This is a genomic window from Pseudomonas sp. SLBN-26, assembly GCF_006715895.1.
In the GTDB taxonomy this organism is placed as follows: Bacteria; Pseudomonadota; Gammaproteobacteria; order Pseudomonadales; family Pseudomonadaceae; genus Metapseudomonas; species Metapseudomonas otitidis.
Window position 1 is genome coordinate 3,837,561 of sequence record NZ_VFOB01000001.1, and the last position, 16,854, is coordinate 3,854,414.

Sequence of the window (16,854 nt, forward strand, 5' to 3'; positions counted from 1 at the left end):
ACGATAGGCCGTCAGAGGGCGAACTGCTCGGCGGAGAGGGCCATCAGGCAGTCGCTGCCGGCTTCTGCGGCGGCCTTGTGGGCGGCGGTACGGGGCAGCAAGCGCTTGAAGTAGAAGTCGCAGGTGAGCAGCTTCGCTTCGTAGAAGGCGGCTTCGCCGGTGCCGGCGTCCAGCTGTTGGCGAGCGACCACCGCCATCTGCAGCCAGAAGTAGGCCAGCACGATGTAGCCGCTGTACATCAGGTAGTCCACGGAGGCGGCGCCGACTTCGTCGGGGTTCTTCAACGCCGCCATGCCGATGCGTTGGGTCAGTTCGCCCCATTGGCGATTGAGGTCGGCCAGTTGCGCCACCTGGGCCTTGAGTTGCGGGTGCTCGGCCTGGGCCTGGCAGAACTGGTGGACACGCTTGGTGAAGCCCATCAGCAGCTTGCCCTGGCTGCCCAGGACCTTGCGGCCCAGCAGGTCGAGGGCCTGGATGCCGTTGGTGCCCTCGTAGATGGGGGCGATGCGGCAGTCGCGCACCAGTTGCTCCATGCCCCACTCGCGGATGTAGCCGTGGCCGCCGAACACCTGCATGCCGAGGTTGGTGGCTTCGAGGCCGGTCTCGGTCATGAAGGCCTTGCAGATGGGGGTGAGGAAGGCCAGCAGGTTCTCGGCCTGCTCGCGCTCCTCGGCGCTTTCGGCGCCGTGGGCGATGTCCAGTTGCTGGGCCGTGAAGTACGCCAGGGCGCGGTTGCCCTCGTTGAAGGCGCGCATGGTCAGCAGCATGCGGCGCACGTCCGGGTGGACGATGATCGGGTCGGCGGGCTTGTCCGGCGCCTTGGGCCCGGTCAGGGCGCGCATCTGCAGGCGTTCGGTGGCGTAGCGCACGGCACCCTGGTAGCTGGCCTCGCCGAGGCAGAGGCCCTGCATGCCGGTGCCCAGGCGGGCGTGGTTCATCATGGTGAACATGCAGTTCAGGCCCTTGTTGGCCTCGCCGATGAGGAAGCCGGTGGCGCTGTCGAAGTTCATCACGCAGGTGGCGGAGGCCTTGATGCCCATCTTGTGTTCGATGGAGCCGCAAGACACGGCGTTGCGCTCGCCGATGCCGTCTCCTCGGGGCAGGAACTTGGGCACGATGAACAGGGAGATGCCCTTGGTGCCGGCGGGGGCGTCGGGCAGCTTGGCCAGGACGAGGTGAACGATGTTCTCGCTCATGTCGTGCTCGCCGGCGGAGATGAAGATCTTGGTGCCGGAGATGGCATAGCTGCCATCGGCCTGGGGCACGGCGCGGGTCTTGATGATGCCGAGGTCGGTGCCGCAGTGGGGCTCGGTGAGGCACATGGTGCCGGTCCAGCGGCCTTCGGTGAGGCGGGTCAGGTAGGTCTGTTTCTGTTCTTCGCTGCCGTGGGCATGGATGGCGGACATGGCGCCATGGGTCAGGCCCGGGTACATGGCCCAGGACTGGTTGGCCGAGGCGACCATCTCGCTAACGATCAGCCCGAGGGAGTGCGGCAGGCCCTGGCCACCGTAGGTGGGATCGGCGGAGAGACCGTTCCAGCCGCCCTCGACGTACTGGGAGAAGGCTTCCTTGAAGCCCTTGGGTGTGGTGACCACGCCATCCTTCCACTGGCATTCCTCTTCGTCACCGGAGCGGTTCAGCGGCGAGAGCACCTGCTCGCAGAACTTGGCGCCTTCTTCGAGGATCGCGGCGACCATGTCGGGGCTGGCATCGCTGGCGCCGATGGCGGTGTAGGTGGCGGGGAAGTCGAACAGCTCGTCGGTGAGGAAGCGCATGTCGCGCAGGGGGGCCTTGTACTCGGGCATGGCAGGGTCTCCTTGGCTGCGCCAGGCTCGGCGCCAATCTCCGGACCCTAAAGGCTGGGCGCCCCCTCGACAACGACGCTGCGGGCGCTGAATGCAGCGCCATAACCGGCCGTTCAGGTGGCCGGCTGGCGCACCCGCACGGCGCCCCGACGCGCCTGGCCGTGGAGGAAGACGCGGTTGCGCCCGGCGCTCTTGGCGCTGTACAGCGCCTGGTCGGCGGCCTTGATCACCTCTTCCGGGGTGCGCTGCTCAGCGTCGCGTTCGGCCACGCCGATGCTGATGGTCACCGAGACGCTCTGGGCCGCCGCCGCACCGCGCTTGGCACGGCCCTGCTGGTCGTTCTTCGGCCGGCTGTCGCGGTCACGCAGGTGCAGGGCATAACGCTCGATGGCCTCGCGCACGGCCTCCAGGTGGGGCTGGCATTCTTCCATGCTCTTGCCGGCGAAGACGATGGTGAATTCCTCGCCGCCGTAGCGGTAGGCCTTGCCGCCCCCGCCGACCCGCCGCAGTTGGCTGGCGACCATGCGCAGCACCTGGTCGCCGACGTCGTGGCCGTAGGTGTCGTTGAACTTCTTGAAGTGGTCCACGTCGGTCATGGCCAGCACGTAGTTGCGCCCCAACCGCTGCAGCCGTTCGTTGAGCGCGCGACGCCCCGGCAGGCCGGTCAGTTCGTCGCGGAAGGCCATCTGGTAGGCCTCGTGGGCCACCGAGGCGGTCAGGGCGAGCATGGTCAGGCTGGTCATCGCATGCAGGGCGTGGGGCAGGATGAACACCTTCGGCAGCATCCACCAGAGCCCCGCCAGGGCGATCACCTGTGCGGCGTGCTGCGGCCGGGGCTGGCGCAGGTAGGCGATGCCGAGGGCCAGCAGGGCGATGACGAAGGCGAAGTAGGAGAGCTGCACCAGGCTCATCCAGCTGCCGTGCAGCAGCGGCCAGCGCACGGGGGTGACGAAGGCCAGCATCGCCTCGGGGTAGCTCCGCCCCAGGGCCATGACCACGCCGAGGGTGGCCAGCAGGACAGCGCTGCGGGCGACGAAGTCCTGCAGCAGGTGGGTGCGTTCCTGCCAGCAGCCGAACAGGCCGAACAGCAGCGGCAGCACCAGGCTGGTGAGGTGGAACACCAGGGCCGCATCCTCCCGCACCACGCGCTCGGCCTGGAAGTAGTCGACCTGGGTGTCCAGCAGGTAGTAGCCGATGTAGATCGAGGCCAGCAGGAAGAGCTGGCGAAGGCGCCCATAGGCGGCGCAGAACGAGCCGCCTAGCAACAGCAGCAGGGTGGGCAGGACGTTGAACAGGGAGACGAAGAACTCGTTCATGTCCGCCAGGGTCCCCGCCACCGCACCGCCGAGCACCAGGGCCAGCGGCGGCAGGAAATGGCTGAAGCGGAATGACGGGAGTGTCCGCACGCGTCTGGGTCCGACTGGTTGGAAAGCAGGCCATATGATGGCACTTCCGCCGATCACTGGCACTCAGCCGGACGACGCACGGTGCCCGGCAGGGGACCGGAAATGAAGAAGCCCGCCGAGAGGCGGGCTCCTTCTAGACGCGCAGAACTCAGTAGCCCAGGGCGAAGTCTTCTTCGGCCAGGTCCATGAGGTTGCTGGCGCCGGACAGCATGGTTTCCACGTGGGTGCGGGTACGCGGCAGGATGCGCTTGAAGTAGAAGCGCGCGGTCTGCAGCTTGGCCTTGTAGAAGGCGGCGTCGCCTTCGCCGGCAGCCAGTTTCTCGGCAGCCAGGCGAGCCATGTCGGCCCAGAAGTAGGCCAGGCAGGCGTAGCCGGAGTACATCAGGTAGTCCACCGAAGCGGCACCGACTTCCTCGCGGTCCTTCATGGCGGCCATGCCGACCTTCATGGTGACCTCGCCCCACTCCTTGTTCAGCTTGGCCAGCGGCTCGACGAATTCCTTGACGGCTTCGTTGCTCTCGTTGGCCTGGCAGAACTTGTGGACGATCTTGGTGAAGCCTTTCAGCGCTTCGCCCTGGGTCATGAGGATCTTGCGGCCCAGCAGGTCGAGCGCCTGAACGCCGGTGGTGCCCTCGTACATCATGGAGATGCGGCAGTCACGCAGGTTCTGCTCCATGCCCCACTCGCTGATGAAGCCGTGGCCACCGTAGATCTGCATGCCGTGGGAGGCGGCTTCGAAGCCGACTTCGGTCATGAAGGCCTTGGCGATGGGGGTCAGGAAAGCCAGCAGGGAATCAGCGGCTTTCTTCTCTTCCTCGTCCTGGCTGTACTTGACGATGTCCACCTGCTTGGCGGTGAAGTACACCATGGCGCGGTTGCCTTCGGCGAAGGCCTTCATGGTCAGCAGCATGCGACGCACGTCCGGGTGGACGATGATCGGGTCAGCGGCCTTGTCCGGCGCTTTCGGGCCTGTCAGGGAACGCATCTGCAGACGCTCGCGGGCGTACTTGATGCCACCCTGGAAACCGATCTCGGCGTGGGCCAGGCCTTGCAGCGCGGTGCCCAGGCGAGCGGTGTTCATGAAGGTGAACATGCAGTTCAGGCCTTTGTTCGCCGGGCCGATCAGGAAGCCGGTGGCGCCGTCGAAGTTCATCACGCAGGTGGCGTTGCCGTGGATGCCCATCTTGTGCTCGATGGAACCGCAGGTCACGGCGTTGCGCGCACCGACGCCGCCTTCGGCGGTCGGCATGAACTTCGGCACGATGAACAGGGAGATGCCCTTGGTGCCCGCAGGGGCATCGGGCAGGCGGGCCAGCACGATGTGGACGATGTTGTCGGCCATGTCGTGTTCGCCAGCGGAGATGAAGATCTTGGTGCCGGACACCTTGTAGGTGCCATCGGCCTGGGGCTCGGCCTTGGTGCGCAGCATGCCCAGGTCGGTGCCGCAATGCGGCTCGGTCAGGCACATGGTGCCGGTCCACTCACCGGAAACCAGCTTGGTCAGGTAGGTGTGCTTCTGCTCGTCGGTGCCATGCTGCTCGATGGTGTTCATCGCGCCGTGGGACAGGCCGGGGTACATGCCCCACGCCCAGTTGGCTTCACCGACCATCTCGCTGATGGCCAGGCCCAGGGACTCCGGCAGGCCTTGGCCGCCGTGCTCGACGTTGTGGGCCAGGCTCGGCCAGCCGCCTTCGACGAACTGCTTGTAGGCTTCCTTGAAACCGGTCGGGGTCTTAACGCCCTCGGCGGACCACGTGCAGCCTTCGGTATCACCGACGCGGTTCAGCGGAGCGATCACCTGCTCACAGAACTTGGCGCCTTCCTCGAGGATGGCGTCGACCATGTCCGGGGTGGCGTCCTGGCAGCCAGGCAGGCTCTGATAGTGCGCTTCGTAGCCAAGCAGTTCATCGCGAACGAAGCGGATATCACGCAAGGGGGCCTTGTAATCAGGCATAGCGGTAAACCTCTACGGTGGTTCCTAGTTAGGTGACCGGTGAATCGGTCGCTTACAACTTCACGGTAGTCGTTGCCGGCTGCAGGGTGCCGCCCGCAATCAAACAGGTGTTTGAAACATACGTTTCGCACAGACCCTTGTCAAGCATCCACGCGGTGCCGTCAGGCACGGGTGTCCAGCAGGGGCGGGCTCTGTTCCGGTTGGGCAATTTGTGCGTAGAGACTCAGGTCGCTGGGGGCATTGGCCGTGCTGGAGGGCTGCGTCGCGTTGGCATCGCGCTCACCGTTTGCCTCTTCCAGGCGCAGCCGGGCGAGCTCAACCCGAGCCTCGGCGGCATGGCCGGCAGCCCGTGCCGCCACCTGGCGGTCCTGTGCGGACGGGTCGGCAGGTGCGAGGGCCGCGCGCTGCACGATATCCATCTTGACGAGGGTGGCCTCGGGGTCATCGGCCACCGGGCTGGCATCGATGCTGACCTCACCACTGACCGCATAGTCGAGGCCGTCGGGGCCGCGTTCGAAGTCATAGCTGGGGGCGCTGGCATAGCGGCCACCAACCGAGGCATGTGCCTGCTCGTGGGCACGGACCTTGCGATCGGTACTGACCAGCTCGGCGACGCGCTGCTGGTCTTCCTGGCTCAGCTCGGTGCTTTTGCTGGATGAACCCTGCTCAGACGAACGTGAAGAGGTGCCAGAAGAACGGCCGGGGGTTTCGAGGGCAGTCGATGGAGAAGCACCCGCCGCCCCTGACGACGCACGGGAGCGCGTGATGCTGACGAGGGGATCGAGAGCGAGACTGCCGATCCGCATAAGGCCCTCCGCGCCTGAGCCCGCTCACAGGCCTCCGCCGCGAAGATGGAGAGACCGGGCTCAGGCCTTGGTATCGACCAGGGTGCCAAGCAGTTCGTCGGCCGTTTTCACGACCTTCGCGCCTGCCAGGGCCTGGTACTTGCCGACGTCCAGGTCCACCAGGTTGGAAGCCAGGTCGGCGTTGCTGCGGTCATCCGAATCACCATCGGTACGCGCAGCCTGGGCATCGGTCGAACGCTGGACCGGCGCGCTGGCGATATCCGACGCGGCCTTGTCGATACGCTGCTGACCGGACTGCAAGGCGTTGAGCCCGTAGCTGAATGCACTGCCTGAGATTTCCATCGTCAACCTCGAACCAGGGGAACCACGTCGTAATTGAAGCAGATGCCGCTTAAAAAACGTACAAACAAAACGCGATGGACGACCGACGGCTTATAGCGGCAGCTTCAGCGGATGCAGTTCCAGATGCGCGGCGACGGCCTCGGCTGACGGCACCTCAAGGCGCGGCACGCGCCCAAGGCACGGCGCCGGCAGGCGCTCGGCGAGGGTCGCGAGGTTCTCCTCCAGCCGCGAAGTGGCCGGGTCGACGATGTTGGCCACCCAGCCTGCCAGCACCAGGCCGTCCCGCTGGATCGCCTCGGCACTCAGTACGGCGTGGTTGATGCACCCCAGGCGCACGCCCACCACCAGGATGACCGGCAGGCCCAGGCGCACCGCCAGGTCAGACAGGTTCTCCCCACCCGCCAGGGGCACGCGCCAGCCACCGGCCCCCTCCACCAAAGTGAAGTCGGCGTTGCGCGCCAGCACCGCGTTGACCGGCCCTGCCAGCGCTTCGACATCCAGCTGCCCCCCCGCCTCACGTGCCGCCAGATGCGGTGCGATGGCCGGTTCGAAGGCGAAGGGATTCACCTCCTCATAACGCAGCGGCAGGCTGCAGCCCGCCAGCAGGCCGAGGGCATCGCTGTTGCGCAGCCCCTCGGCGGTCCGCTCGCAGCCGGAGGCCACCGGCTTGGCGGCGGCGGTGCTCAGCCCGGCATTGCGGGCGGCCTGGAGCAGGCCGCAGGCGATGGTGGTCTTGCCGATCTCGGTATCGGTCCCGGTGACGAAAAAGGCAGCGCCCATTCAGGTCTCCTTGCGTAGCAGGCCGTGGACGACCTGGTAGGTCGCCGGCAACCCCAGGGCCTCGCGCCGCTGTTCGTAGGCATCGACCAGCGCCCGCATGCGGGCTCGCCCGGTCAGGCCGCCGGGGCGCCCAGGGTTGAGGTTGTGAGCCCCCAGTGCCTTCAGCTCGTGGGTCAGCTGGCGCAGGTCGGGGAAGTGCAGCACGTGGGGACGGCGCTCCAGTTGCAGCACCTGCAACCCGCTGTCGGCGCACAGCGCCTGGTAGTGGGTGAAGGCGCGGAAGCGGTTCACGTGAGTGAAGCCGTCCACTTCGCGCCAGCTGTCGCGCAGCTCCTGCAGGGTGCCGACGCAGAGGCTGCTGAACACCAGCAGGCCACCGGGGCGAAGCACCCGCCGTGCCTCTGCCAGCACCGCCGGGAAGTCCTCGCACCACTGCACGGCGAGGCTGCTGAACACCAGGTCAAGGCTGGCATCGACCAGCGGCAGGTGCTCGGCGTCACCGGCGATGAAATGCGCTGCTCCACCCAACGGGCGAGCGTGCTGGAGCATGCCCTCGGCCAGGTCCAGGGCCAGGCCCAGGGCACGAGGGAAGCGCTCCGCCAACTGGCGGGAGAAGTGCCCCGTCCCGCAGCCCAGGTCGAGCCAGCGCTGTGGTTCGAAGCCATCCGGCAGGCTCGCCAGCAAGTCGGCACCGACCTGGCGCTGCAGGCCAGCCACGGCGTCGTAGCTGGCGGCGGCGCGGGAGAAGGACGCCGCCACCTGGCGCTTGTCCGGCAGGCCGGGCACGGGTGGTACGGGGAATTCAGACATCGTCACCTTCGAACATGAACGCCAGCATCGCCGCCGCAACGGCATCCGCGCACTCCACCGGCAAGCCGTGGCTGGCCTCGGGGATCACCGATACCTCCACATCCGGCAGCTCCTCCAGCAGGGCATCCGCCGCCGAGGCGGGCACCAGGGTGTCGCGCCCGGCGAACAGGTGCAGTTGCGGCCCGGTGAAGCGGCCCAGGGCCGCGCGGGTATCCAGCTCGGCCAGCAGCTGCAGGCCGGCCGCGAGGATCGTCGGCTCGGTGGCCGGCTGCGTCACCTGCAGCTGCCGCGCCAAAGTGCGCGGGTCCCGCGCGCCCTGGCTGACCAGCAGGCGGAAGCGCTTGAGGGTCAGCTCCGGGTCGAGCCCGAAAGCCTCCTGGAAGTCACCGAACACATCGGCGCGCATGGCGCTCGGCCAATCGTCGCGGGCGCGGAAGCAGGCATTGGCGGCCAGCCCGATCAGGCCCCGGCAGTGCGTATCCCGCCGCGCGGCCAGCTCGGCGGCCAGCATGCCGCCCAGGGACCAGCCCGCCAGCCAGCTGTCGCCGGGCAGGCGTGCATCCAGCTCGTCGAGCCAGGCGGCCGGGTCGTCCAGCTCCGGCAACGGCTGGATCTGCACCGCCAGGTGCGGGGCGCGCTCGGCCAGGGCGTCGCGCAGGGGTTCGAGTGCAGCCGGGCCCAGGGCCCAGCCGGGGATGAGGATCAGTCGGTCACGCATCGGGTTGTCCTTCTTCGGCCAGCAGCTTCCAGCTTTCGGACAACGCCACCAGCAGACGTTCCACCTGCGCCTCGCTGTGGGCGGCACTGAGCGTCACCCGCAGGCGCGCGGCACCGACCGGCACCGTGGGCGGGCGGATCGCGCCGACCAGCAGCCCGCGCTCGCGCAGCAGGGCCGACAGCCGCAGCGCACGGGCGCTGTCACCCACCAGGATCGGCTGGATCGGCGTGGGGCTGTCCATCAGGTCCAGGCCGATCTCGGCGGCGCCCTCGCGGAAGCGGCGGATCAGCGCATCCAGGTGCTCGCGGCGCCAATGCTCGCGCTGCAGCAACTCCAGGCTTTTCAGGGTCGCGCAAGCCACCGCCGGCGGCTGGCTGGTGGTGTAGATGTAGGGCCGGGCGAACTGGATCAGGCTCTCGATCAGATCGTCGCTGCCGGCCACGAAGGCACCGGCGGTGCCGAAGCCCTTGCCCAGGGTGCCCACCAGCACGGGCACGTCCTCCAGGCCCAGGCCGAAGTGCTCGACGATGCCGCCGCCCTGGGCACCAAGGGGCCCGAAGCCGTGGGCGTCGTCCACCATCACCCAGGCACCCCGGGCGCGGGCCGCGGCACACAGGCCGGGCAGGTCGGCCAGGTCACCGTCCATGCTGAACACACCGTCGGTCACCACCAGGGTGTTGCCCTCAGCCTTGTCCAGCCGGCCCTCCAGGCTGGCGACGTCGTTGTGCAGGTAGCGGGAGAAGCGCGCCCCGGAGAGCAGCCCGGCGTCCAGCAGCGACGCGTGGTTGAGGCGGTCCTCCAGCACGGTGTCGCCCTTGCCCACCAGCGCAGTCACGGCGCCCAGGTTGGCCATGTAGCCGGTGGAGAACAGCAGCGCCCGCGGCCGCCCGGTGAACTCGGCCAGGGCCAGCTCCAGATCGTGGTGCGGGCCACTGTGGCCGATCACCAGGTGCGAGGCGCCGCCGCCCGCGCCCCAGCGCTCGACACCGCGCATGAAGGCGGCCTTCACCTCGGGGTGGTCGGCCAGGCCCAGGTAGTCGTTGGAACAGAAGGCCAGCATCGGCCGGCCATCCACAATCACCTCGGGCCCCTGGGGCGTTTCCAGCAGCGGGCGTTGGCGGTAGAGGTTTTCCGCACGGCGGGCGGCAAGGCGGGAGGCGAGATCGAAAGGCATCGCAATGGCTCACCGGCAGCGGGCAGGCGGCACACCTGCCTTACGGGGAATCGGGTTGCACGGGGTGGCGGGCGCGAGCACCCGCCACCGGGCGAACGTCAGGCCGAGGCGGCGTTGTAGAACAGCTGCGAATCGCGCTGCTCCACCAGGGCCTGCTCGATGGCGGCCTGGTGCACCTCGTCGGCGTGTTCCTCGCGCTCCTCGGGCTTGATGCCGAGGCGGGCGAACAGCTGCATGTCCTTGTCCGCCTGGGGGTTGGCGGTGGTCAGCAGCTTCTCGCCGTAGAAGATCGAGTTGGCGCCGGCCATGAAGGCCAGGGCCTGCATCTGATCGTTCATCTGCTCACGCCCGGCAGACAGCCGCACGTGGGACTGGGGCATCATGATCCGCGCCACCGCCAGGGTGCGGATGAAGTCGAACGGGTCGACGTCCTGTTCCTCGGCCAGGGGCGTGCCCTTGACCTTCACCAGCATGTTGATCGGCACCGACTCGGGATGCTCCGGCAGGTTGGCCAGCTGGATCAGCAGGCCGGCGCGGTCGTCCAGCGACTCGCCCATGCCGAGGATGCCGCCGGAGCAGATCTTCATCCCCGCTTCGCGCACGTAGGCCAGCGTCTGCAGGCGCTCGCTGTAGGTGCGGGTGGTGATGATGTTGCCGTAGAACTCCGGCGAGGTATCCAGGTTGTGGTTGTAGTAGTCCAGGCCGGCATCCGCCAGCGCCCGGGTCTGCTCCTGGTCCAGGCGGCCGAGGGTCATGCAGGTCTCCAGGCCGAGCTTCTTCACGCCCTTCACCATCTCCAGCACGTAGGGCATGTCCTTGGCCGAGGGGTGCTTCCATGCCGCGCCCATGCAGAAGCGGGTCGAGCCGATGGCCTTGGCCTCGGCGGCCGCCTCCAGCACCTTCTGCACCTCCATCAGCTTTTCCTTGTCCAGGCCGGTGTTGTAGTGGCCGGACTGCGGGCAGTACTTGCAGTCTTCCGGGCAGGCGCCGGTCTTGATGGAGAGCAGGGTGGAGACCTGAACGCGGTTCGGGTCGAAGTGCGCGCGGTGCACGGTCTGGGCCTGGAACAGCAGGTCGTTGAACGGCTGCTGGAACAGCGCCTTCACCTCGGCGAGGGTCCAGTCGTGGCGGGTAGCGATGGCGGCGGTTGCACTCATGGGAAGGGTTCCTACGACGCTTGGATGGCGCCTCTTGTCGGAGTGGCCCGGACCGATAGACCGGGCGTTCAGGCTAAGGGGCATCTTAATTTCGGGTTCGACGCTGTCAACCAGATTCGGGACACAGGTTTACAACTGTGCATTTTATGAACAAAAGAAAACCGCCCCTCTCGAAGGATCGGGGCGGTTCACGGGTGAGGGCGGCCGTGAGGATCAGTCGAGGAAGAACCGCTGCAAGCGCTCCAACCGCTGGTTGTACTGGCGCCGGATGGCCAGGGCCTCCTCGAGGTCGACGGCGACGAAGCGCGCCTTCTGGTTCGGCTGCATCTGCGCCATGCGATCCAGGTCCGGGCTGATGACCGTGCCGATGGTGGCATAGCCCCCGCCGGAAACGGCGTCGCGGTGCAGGATGATGGGTTCCAGGCCGCCGGGCACCTGGATGGAGCCGATGGGGTAGCAGGCATCGACGATGTTCGACGGATCGGACCCGGCACCGAACGGCTGCTCGCGCGGCTCGAACGCCAGCGGCGTCCCGCCCTTGAAGCGGTAGCCGGTGCGATCGGCCTCGGAGCCCACCGTCCAGGTGTCGGCGAAGAACTGCTCCAGCGCCTGCGGCGTCAGGCGGTGCACATAAAGGCCTGGCACCACCCGCAGCGTCATCTCGCCACCGACCTCGTCCTGCAGCGAGCGTGGCAGGGCCATGCCCTCGCGCCCACGTCCCGATGCGGGCCCCAGGGGGAGCTGATCACCGGCTGCCAGGCGCCGCCCTTCGAGGCCGCCAATCGCCCCGAGGCCATAGGTGGACCGGCTGCCGAGCACCTCGGGCACCGCAATGCCGCCCTCGATGGCCAGATACCCCCGCGCCCCCGCCTTCAGGTAGTCGAAGCCCAGCACCTGCCCGGCGCGCACCCGGAACGCGGCGTCCAGGGGCATTTCCTCACCGTCGAGGCGCGGCGTCATGCGCGCGCCGCAGACGGCGACCAGGGCGTCACGCTGGAACTCCAGCTGAGGCCCCAGCAGGGTGCACTCCAGCAGGGCGGCGGTGGGCGCATTGCCCACCAGCAGGTTGGCGGCGCGCAGGGCGAACTGGTCGAGCGCGCCGGAGGGTGGAATGCCCAGGTGGTAATGGCCTTCCCGACCGGCATCCTGGACCGATGTCGCCAGCCCGGGTTTCAGCACCTTAATCATTGAGCACCTCCTGCAGGGCCTGGGTACACGCACGTGGGTCCTGGATGAACGCACCCAGGTCGAAGGTGACCGGACGGATGCGCAGGCTGAAGGTTCCTGCCTCGACCTCGGCCAACGCCCGGTCATAGGCGTCGCGGTCGATGGCCTTGAACTGCACGATGTCGCCGGAGCGGAAGAACACCATGGAGTCCCGCAGGTAATCGAGGCGCTGCTCGGGGTCGTAGATGGGCGCGGGCGTCACGCCGAACATCTGGTAGCCACCGGCCCCGCGCACCGAGTAGATGCAGCCGAAGCAACCGCCGTGGCCCAGGGTGAGCCGGGGCGTATCGGTGCGCGGGCGCAGGTACTTGGGCACCTGCAACTGCCGATCGCGCTCAACCATCTGGTACATGAAGGGCAGCCCGGCGACGAAGCCGACCATGGAGACGAACCAGGGCGCGCCGCTGTGGGCCTCGATGAAGGCCTGGACGTCGGCATAGCCATTGATGCGCGCGGCGTATTCCAGGTCGGTGGACGCCGGGTCCTGGTGGCGATCGCGGAATCGCATCAGGGTTTCCGCCGTCCACGGGTCGTTGTAGAGCACCGGGATCTCGATGATGCGGGTCTCCAGGCGGCGTTCGGCAACAGCCTGGGCCTCCAGTTGCCGGACCCGCTCCAGCAGCGCCTCCGGCGCGATCACATCCGGGTTGAAGCGCACCTGGAATGAGGCGTTGGCCAGGCAGATGTCCAGCACCCCGGGCAGGGCCTCGCGCTCCAGGGCGCGGGTGATTGCCATGCCGCGGAAGAATGCCGGCAGGGACATGGATTCGGACACTTCGGCGAACAGGTGTTCATCTCCGCCGAAGCTGTAGCGCACGGCTTCAGTGTTCATGGGGGACCTCCACGGCAGCGGCCAGCAGGGCGGCACGCTCGACGAGCCAGGGTTCCAGGGTGCCGGTATCGAACTGCCCGTCGCGTACGGCGGCGTCCGCCAGCAGCAGGCGATGCAGCGGCAGGGTGGTGGCCATCCCGGTCAGGCGGGTCGCCGCCAGCGCCTGCTCGGCACGGGCGAACGCCTCGTTGCGGTCGGCGCCCTGCACCACCACCTTGGCCAGCAGCGAGTCGTAGTAGGCGGGCACCCGGTAGCCCTCGAAGAGATGGCTGTCCACGCGCACGCCCTCCCCCTGTGGCCAGCTCAGCGACTGCACCACGCCGGGGCTGGGGAAGAAGTTGCGGGCCGGGTCTTCGGCATTGATGCGCATCTCCAGGGCGGCGCCCTGCAGGCGGATCGCCTCCTGGGACAGGGACAGCGGCTCGCCGCCGGCGATACGCAGCATCCACTGCACCAGGTCCACCCCGGTCACCATCTCGGTCACGGGGTGCTCCACCTGGATGCGGGTGTTCATCTCGATGAAGAAGAACTCGCCGCTCACCGCATCGAAGAGGTATTCCAGGGTCCCGGCGCCGCGATAGCCGATCTGCCGGGCCAGGCGCACCGCGCTTTCACACAGGGCCGCACGCTGGGCCTCGCTGAGCGCCGGGGACGGCGCCTCCTCGAAGACCTTCTGCCGACGACGCTGCAGGGAGCACTCGCGCTCGAACAGGTGCACGGCGTGCTGACCATCCCCCAGCACCTGCACTTCGATGTGCCGCGCCTGGCGGATGAAGCGCTCCAGGTACACAGCGCCCGAGCCGAAGGCCGCCTGGGCCTCGCGCTGGGCCAGCGGAAACTCGCGGGCAAGCTCTTCCGCATCGTGGGCGATGCGAATGCCTCGTCCACCGCCACCGGCCGACGCCTTGATCAGCAACGGGTAACCCACCTCGACGGCGCAGGCGAGTGCCGCCTCGAGGCTGTCCAGCTCGCCAGGCGAGCCGGGCACCACCGGCACGCCAGCGGCCTTGGCGGTGCGCCGGGCCTCGGCCTTGTCGCCCATCTGGCGGATCGTCGCGGCATCGGGGCCGACGAAGACCAGGCCGGCCTCGACCACGGCCTGGGCGAACGCGGCGTTCTCCGAGAGAAAGCCATAGCCGGGGTGGATGGCATCAGCGCCGCTGTCCAGGGCCGCCGCGATCAGCGCCTCGCCGTTCAGGTAACTGCGGTCGGCTCGCGCCGGGCCGATCACCCGGACCTCATCGGCCAGCCGGGCCGGCAAGGCATCGACATCCGCCTCGCTGCACGCTGCCACGGTGGGAATGCCCAGGCCCTGGGCCGCACGGATGATGCGCACGGCAATCTCGCCGCGGTTGGCCACCAGCAATTTTCGGATCGAACCGGTCATCGGCCAGCCTCCTCAGTCGTCGCTCTGGATCACGGCCAGCAACTGGCCAGGCTCTACCGGATCACCGTCGTCCACGTGAAAGGCGACGAGCGTGCCGGCGACCTCGGTGGTCAGCTCCGAGAACTGCTTCATCACCTCCACCAGCCCCAGCACGGCGCCCACGTCAACACGCTCGCCGACACGCACGTAGTCGGCGGCATCGGGGGCGGGCTTGCGATAGAAGGTGCCGGGAAGCGGCGAAAGTACCTGATGTTCAGCCATGTCTTTTCCTCTTGTCGTCATTGTCTGGGCAGGCGTTGGCAGGGGTTCAGCGGGGCGCGCGTACAGCGATCCCGGCAGCGGCCAGGCGCTCCCGGGTGCGCTGGACCAGCGCCAGAGCACCGGGTGTGTCGCTGTGAATGCAGATCGAATCGAAGCGGATCGGGATGTCCTGGCCATTCACCGTCCGCACCTGCCCTTCGCGGCAGGCGCGCAGGACTTTCTCGGCCACCTGGTCCGGGTCCCACGCGGTGACCCGGCGGATGAACACGATGGAGCCGGTCACGTCGTACTCGCGGTCGGCATAGAACTCACGCACCACCGGCTGGCCCAGGGCCTCGGCCCAGCGACAGGTGGCCGAACCGTCCATGCAGAACAGCAACAGGGTCGGGTCCACGCGCTGCAAGGTCTCGACGAACAGGCGAGCCGCCTCCTCGTCGCGGGCCAGGTGCATGTAGAGCGCGCCATGGGGCTTGATGTGCTGCAACGCCAGCCCGTGAAGGCGGGCGAACTCCCGCAGCGCGCCCAGCTGGTAGAGCATGTCGTTGACCAGTTCGGTCGCAGGCGCCGCGATGTGCCGGCGACCGAACCCCACCAGGTCGCGAAAGCCGGGGTGAGCCCCGATCCCGACGCCATGCTGCTTCGCCAGCTCGACGGTGCGCGACATGATGTTGGGGTCACCGGCGTGGAAGCCGGTGGCAATGTTGGCGCTGCTGATCAGGGGCATCAGCTGGGCATCCACACCATCGCCGATGGTCCAGGGCCCGAAACCCTCGCCCAGGTCCGAATTGAGGTCGACCTCGATCATCCGCTGCTCTCCTCGTGCGCTCGACTATCGATGGCGAGACGTTAAGAGCGGGGGCGAGGCATTGGGAAGATCTATTATTCGATACACTGATATCTGAAAAATCGATACCCAAGGGCGTTCCCATGTCATTCACCCTGCGCCAGGTGCGCTACTTCATCGCCACCGCCGAAGTCGGGCAGATATCCCAGGCGGCGATCCACCTGAACATCTCGCAGTCGGCCGTCACCAGTGCCATCCAGGAGCTGGAGAGCCTGCTCGGCGTCAGCCTGTTCATCCGTTCCCCCCAGGGCATGACCCTCACCGACAGCGGCCGACACTTCCTCAACCACGCCTACTCGATCCAGCGCAGCGTGGAGGACGCCCTGAAGAGCCCACTGCCGGACACCAGCCTCGAAGGCAGCCTGAAGGTGGCCGCCAGCTACACGGTGATGGGCTACTTCCTGCCCTACCACCTGCAGCGCATGGCTCAGTGGTACCCGGGCATCCGGCTCGACCTCCACGAGCAGGAGCGCCAGGCCATCGAGCGCGGCCTGCTGGACGGCTCGCTGGACATGGCGGTGGTGCTGACCGCCAACCTGCGCCACCCGGACATCGCCGCCGAGACCCTGTTCAGCTCCGAACGGCGCCTGTGGCTGCCGAACCGCCACCCGCTCAGCGAACGGGTCTCCGTCGGGCTCGCCGACGTGGCCCCCGAGCCCTTCATCCTGCTGACCGTGGACGAGGCGGACCAGACCGCCCTGCGCTACTGGGAAGCCACCGAATTCCGCCCCAACGTGATCCTCCGCACCAGCTCGGTGGAGGCGGTTCGCAGCATGGTGGCCAACGGCTCGGGCGTCGCCATCCTGTCCGACCTGGTCTACCGCCCCTGGTCCCTGGAGGGACGGCGCATCGAAACCCTGTCGCTGACCGACGCGGTGCCCTCGATGAGCGTCGGGCTCGCCTGGCGCCGGGACCGCGTCTTCAATGAGCCGATGCAGGCATTCCGCGAGTACTTCCGGCATTCCTTCCTGGCGCCGCAGGTGAACAGCCCGCGACGCTGAACCCCCGTCGCCGCCACGAATCCAATGGCCGAATCCCCCACGCAAGGATCCACCATGGGCACAGAAGGTTTCTTCGGTTGGCTCGGCGAGGTGCTGGGCCGCGCCATCCGCTTCATCGTCGACCTGCTCTCCGGGTTGCTCGGCGGCATCTGGTCGGCAATGGACGACTTCTTCCACGGTCTGGCACGGGCCATCGGAATGGATACCTCGCTGTTCAGCTTCGTCGTGCTGTTCATCGGACTGATGCTGCTGGTGTCCGGCATCCGCGCCCTGGCGAGGAAGGGCATCATCAGCGGCCTCATCCTCACCCTGCTCGGCCTGGTGGTGATGAGCTGGCTCATCCATTGACC

General features: G+C 67.8%; 17 protein-coding genes. 2 read left to right on the forward strand and 15 right to left on the reverse strand.

Going from position 1 to position 16,854, the window contains the following annotated elements; translation table 11 throughout:
* Positions 1-11 precede the first annotated feature (11 nt).
* The 15 genes from FBY21_RS17740 to FBY21_RS17815 form a co-directional block, all read right to left on the reverse strand.
* The gene (locus tag FBY21_RS17740; RefSeq protein ID WP_142012644.1) at positions 12-1,805 is read right to left on the reverse strand and encodes an acyl-CoA dehydrogenase C-terminal domain-containing protein; all 1,794 of its coding nucleotides are present in this window, start codon (positions 1,803-1,805) and stop codon (positions 12-14) included.
* Between the two features lie 113 nt (positions 1,806-1,918).
* Positions 1,919-3,211 carry a sensor domain-containing diguanylate cyclase gene (locus tag FBY21_RS17745; RefSeq protein ID WP_232060786.1) on the reverse strand — a complete coding sequence of 431 codons (1,293 nt, stop codon included), beginning with the start codon at positions 3,209-3,211 and terminating at the stop codon, positions 1,919-1,921.
* Between the two features lie 148 nt (positions 3,212-3,359).
* On the reverse strand, positions 3,360-5,165 hold the full coding sequence (locus FBY21_RS17750) for a phenylacyl-CoA dehydrogenase (protein ID WP_044411932.1): 1,806 nt from the start codon (positions 5,163-5,165) through the stop codon (positions 3,360-3,362).
* A gap of 161 nt (positions 5,166-5,326) precedes the next feature.
* A complete protein-coding gene (locus FBY21_RS17755) occupies positions 5,327-5,971 on the reverse strand; it encodes a putative metalloprotease CJM1_0395 family protein (RefSeq protein WP_142012647.1) in 645 nt (214 codons plus the stop codon).
* Between the two features lie 60 nt (positions 5,972-6,031).
* Complete coding sequence (locus FBY21_RS17760) at positions 6,032-6,313, reverse strand: hypothetical protein (protein WP_142012649.1); 282 nt, start codon at positions 6,311-6,313, stop codon at positions 6,032-6,034.
* Between the two features lie 90 nt (positions 6,314-6,403).
* Positions 6,404-7,093, reverse strand: coding sequence for a dethiobiotin synthase (gene bioD, locus FBY21_RS17765; protein WP_142012651.1), 690 nt, complete (start codon positions 7,091-7,093; stop codon positions 6,404-6,406).
* On the reverse strand, positions 7,094-7,903 hold the full coding sequence (bioC, locus tag FBY21_RS17770) for a malonyl-ACP O-methyltransferase BioC (RefSeq protein WP_142012653.1): 810 nt from the start codon (positions 7,901-7,903) through the stop codon (positions 7,094-7,096). It lies immediately after the preceding gene.
* Positions 7,896-8,621 (reverse strand): alpha/beta fold hydrolase, encoded by a 726-nt coding sequence (locus tag FBY21_RS17775; protein ID WP_142012655.1) that lies wholly within the window; start codon positions 8,619-8,621, stop codon positions 7,896-7,898. The genes bioC and FBY21_RS17775 overlap by 8 nt, the downstream gene beginning before the upstream one ends.
* A complete protein-coding gene (gene bioF / locus FBY21_RS17780) occupies positions 8,614-9,795 on the reverse strand; it encodes an 8-amino-7-oxononanoate synthase (protein WP_142012657.1) in 1,182 nt (393 codons plus the stop codon). Before bioF ends, FBY21_RS17775 begins: the two co-directional genes overlap by 8 nt.
* A gap of 98 nt (positions 9,796-9,893) precedes the next feature.
* The gene (gene bioB, locus FBY21_RS17785; protein WP_142012659.1) at positions 9,894-10,952 is read right to left on the reverse strand and encodes a biotin synthase BioB; all 1,059 of its coding nucleotides are present in this window, start codon (positions 10,950-10,952) and stop codon (positions 9,894-9,896) included.
* A gap of 213 nt (positions 10,953-11,165) precedes the next feature.
* On the reverse strand, positions 11,166-12,140 hold the full coding sequence (locus tag FBY21_RS17795) for a biotin-dependent carboxyltransferase family protein (protein WP_142012664.1): 975 nt from the start codon (positions 12,138-12,140) through the stop codon (positions 11,166-11,168).
* Positions 12,133-13,011 (reverse strand): 5-oxoprolinase subunit B family protein, encoded by an 879-nt coding sequence (locus FBY21_RS17800; RefSeq protein ID WP_142012666.1) that lies wholly within the window; start codon positions 13,009-13,011, stop codon positions 12,133-12,135. Before FBY21_RS17800 ends, FBY21_RS17795 begins: the two co-directional genes overlap by 8 nt.
* Entirely contained in the window at positions 13,001-14,398 is a 1,398-nt protein-coding gene (locus FBY21_RS17805; RefSeq protein ID WP_142012668.1) for an acetyl-CoA carboxylase biotin carboxylase subunit, read from the reverse strand. The genes FBY21_RS17800 and FBY21_RS17805 overlap by 11 nt, the downstream gene beginning before the upstream one ends.
* A gap of 12 nt (positions 14,399-14,410) precedes the next feature.
* Positions 14,411-14,659, reverse strand: a complete 249-nt coding sequence (locus tag FBY21_RS17810; RefSeq protein WP_142012670.1) for an acetyl-CoA carboxylase — start codon at positions 14,657-14,659, stop codon at positions 14,411-14,413.
* 46 nt (positions 14,660-14,705) lie between these two features.
* Positions 14,706-15,464, reverse strand: coding sequence for a 5-oxoprolinase subunit PxpA (locus FBY21_RS17815; RefSeq protein ID WP_044411897.1), 759 nt, complete (start codon positions 15,462-15,464; stop codon positions 14,706-14,708).
* Positions 15,465-15,586: 122 nt separating this feature from the next.
* Here FBY21_RS17815 and FBY21_RS17820 point away from each other — a divergent pair, with 122 nt between their 5' ends.
* On the forward strand, positions 15,587-16,504 hold the full coding sequence (locus tag FBY21_RS17820; protein ID WP_044411895.1) for a LysR family transcriptional regulator: 918 nt from the start codon (positions 15,587-15,589) through the stop codon (positions 16,502-16,504).
* A gap of 54 nt (positions 16,505-16,558) precedes the next feature.
* Positions 16,559-16,852 (forward strand): hypothetical protein, encoded by a 294-nt coding sequence (locus tag FBY21_RS17825; protein ID WP_142012672.1) that lies wholly within the window; start codon positions 16,559-16,561, stop codon positions 16,850-16,852.
* Positions 16,853-16,854: the final 2 nt, after the last annotated feature.

Excerpts from the sequence above, each read along its gene's own strand:
- FBY21_RS17740 (WP_142012644.1), bottom strand. The coding sequence starts at position 1,805 with ATGCCCGAGTACAAGGCCCCCCTGCGCGACATGCGCTTCCTCACCGAC.
- FBY21_RS17750 (WP_044411932.1), bottom strand. The coding sequence starts at position 5,165 with ATGCCTGATTACAAGGCCCCCTTGCGTGATATCCGCTTCGTTCGCGAT.
- FBY21_RS17755 (WP_142012647.1), bottom strand. The coding sequence starts at position 5,971 with ATGCGGATCGGCAGTCTCGCTCTCGATCCCCTCGTCAGCATCACGCGC.
- FBY21_RS17760 (WP_142012649.1), bottom strand. The coding sequence starts at position 6,313 with ATGGAAATCTCAGGCAGTGCATTCAGCTACGGGCTCAACGCCTTGCAG.
- bioD (WP_142012651.1), bottom strand. The coding sequence starts at position 7,093 with ATGGGCGCTGCCTTTTTCGTCACCGGGACCGATACCGAGATCGGCAAG.
- bioC (WP_142012653.1), bottom strand. The coding sequence starts at position 7,903 with ATGTCTGAATTCCCCGTACCACCCGTGCCCGGCCTGCCGGACAAGCGC.
- FBY21_RS17775 (WP_142012655.1), bottom strand. The coding sequence starts at position 8,621 with ATGCGTGACCGACTGATCCTCATCCCCGGCTGGGCCCTGGGCCCGGCT.
- bioF (WP_142012657.1), bottom strand. The coding sequence starts at position 9,795 with ATGCCTTTCGATCTCGCCTCCCGCCTTGCCGCCCGCCGTGCGGAAAAC.
- bioB (WP_142012659.1), bottom strand. The coding sequence starts at position 10,952 with ATGAGTGCAACCGCCGCCATCGCTACCCGCCACGACTGGACCCTCGCC.
- FBY21_RS17795 (WP_142012664.1), bottom strand. The coding sequence starts at position 12,140 with ATGATTAAGGTGCTGAAACCCGGGCTGGCGACATCGGTCCAGGATGCC.
- FBY21_RS17800 (WP_142012666.1), bottom strand. The coding sequence starts at position 13,011 with ATGAACACTGAAGCCGTGCGCTACAGCTTCGGCGGAGATGAACACCTG.
- FBY21_RS17805 (WP_142012668.1), bottom strand. The coding sequence starts at position 14,398 with ATGACCGGTTCGATCCGAAAATTGCTGGTGGCCAACCGCGGCGAGATT.
- FBY21_RS17810 (WP_142012670.1), bottom strand. The coding sequence starts at position 14,659 with ATGGCTGAACATCAGGTACTTTCGCCGCTTCCCGGCACCTTCTATCGC.
- FBY21_RS17815 (WP_044411897.1), bottom strand. The coding sequence starts at position 15,464 with ATGATCGAGGTCGACCTCAATTCGGACCTGGGCGAGGGTTTCGGGCCC.
- FBY21_RS17820 (WP_044411895.1), top strand. The coding sequence starts at position 15,587 with ATGTCATTCACCCTGCGCCAGGTGCGCTACTTCATCGCCACCGCCGAA.
- FBY21_RS17825 (WP_142012672.1), top strand. The coding sequence starts at position 16,559 with ATGGGCACAGAAGGTTTCTTCGGTTGGCTCGGCGAGGTGCTGGGCCGC.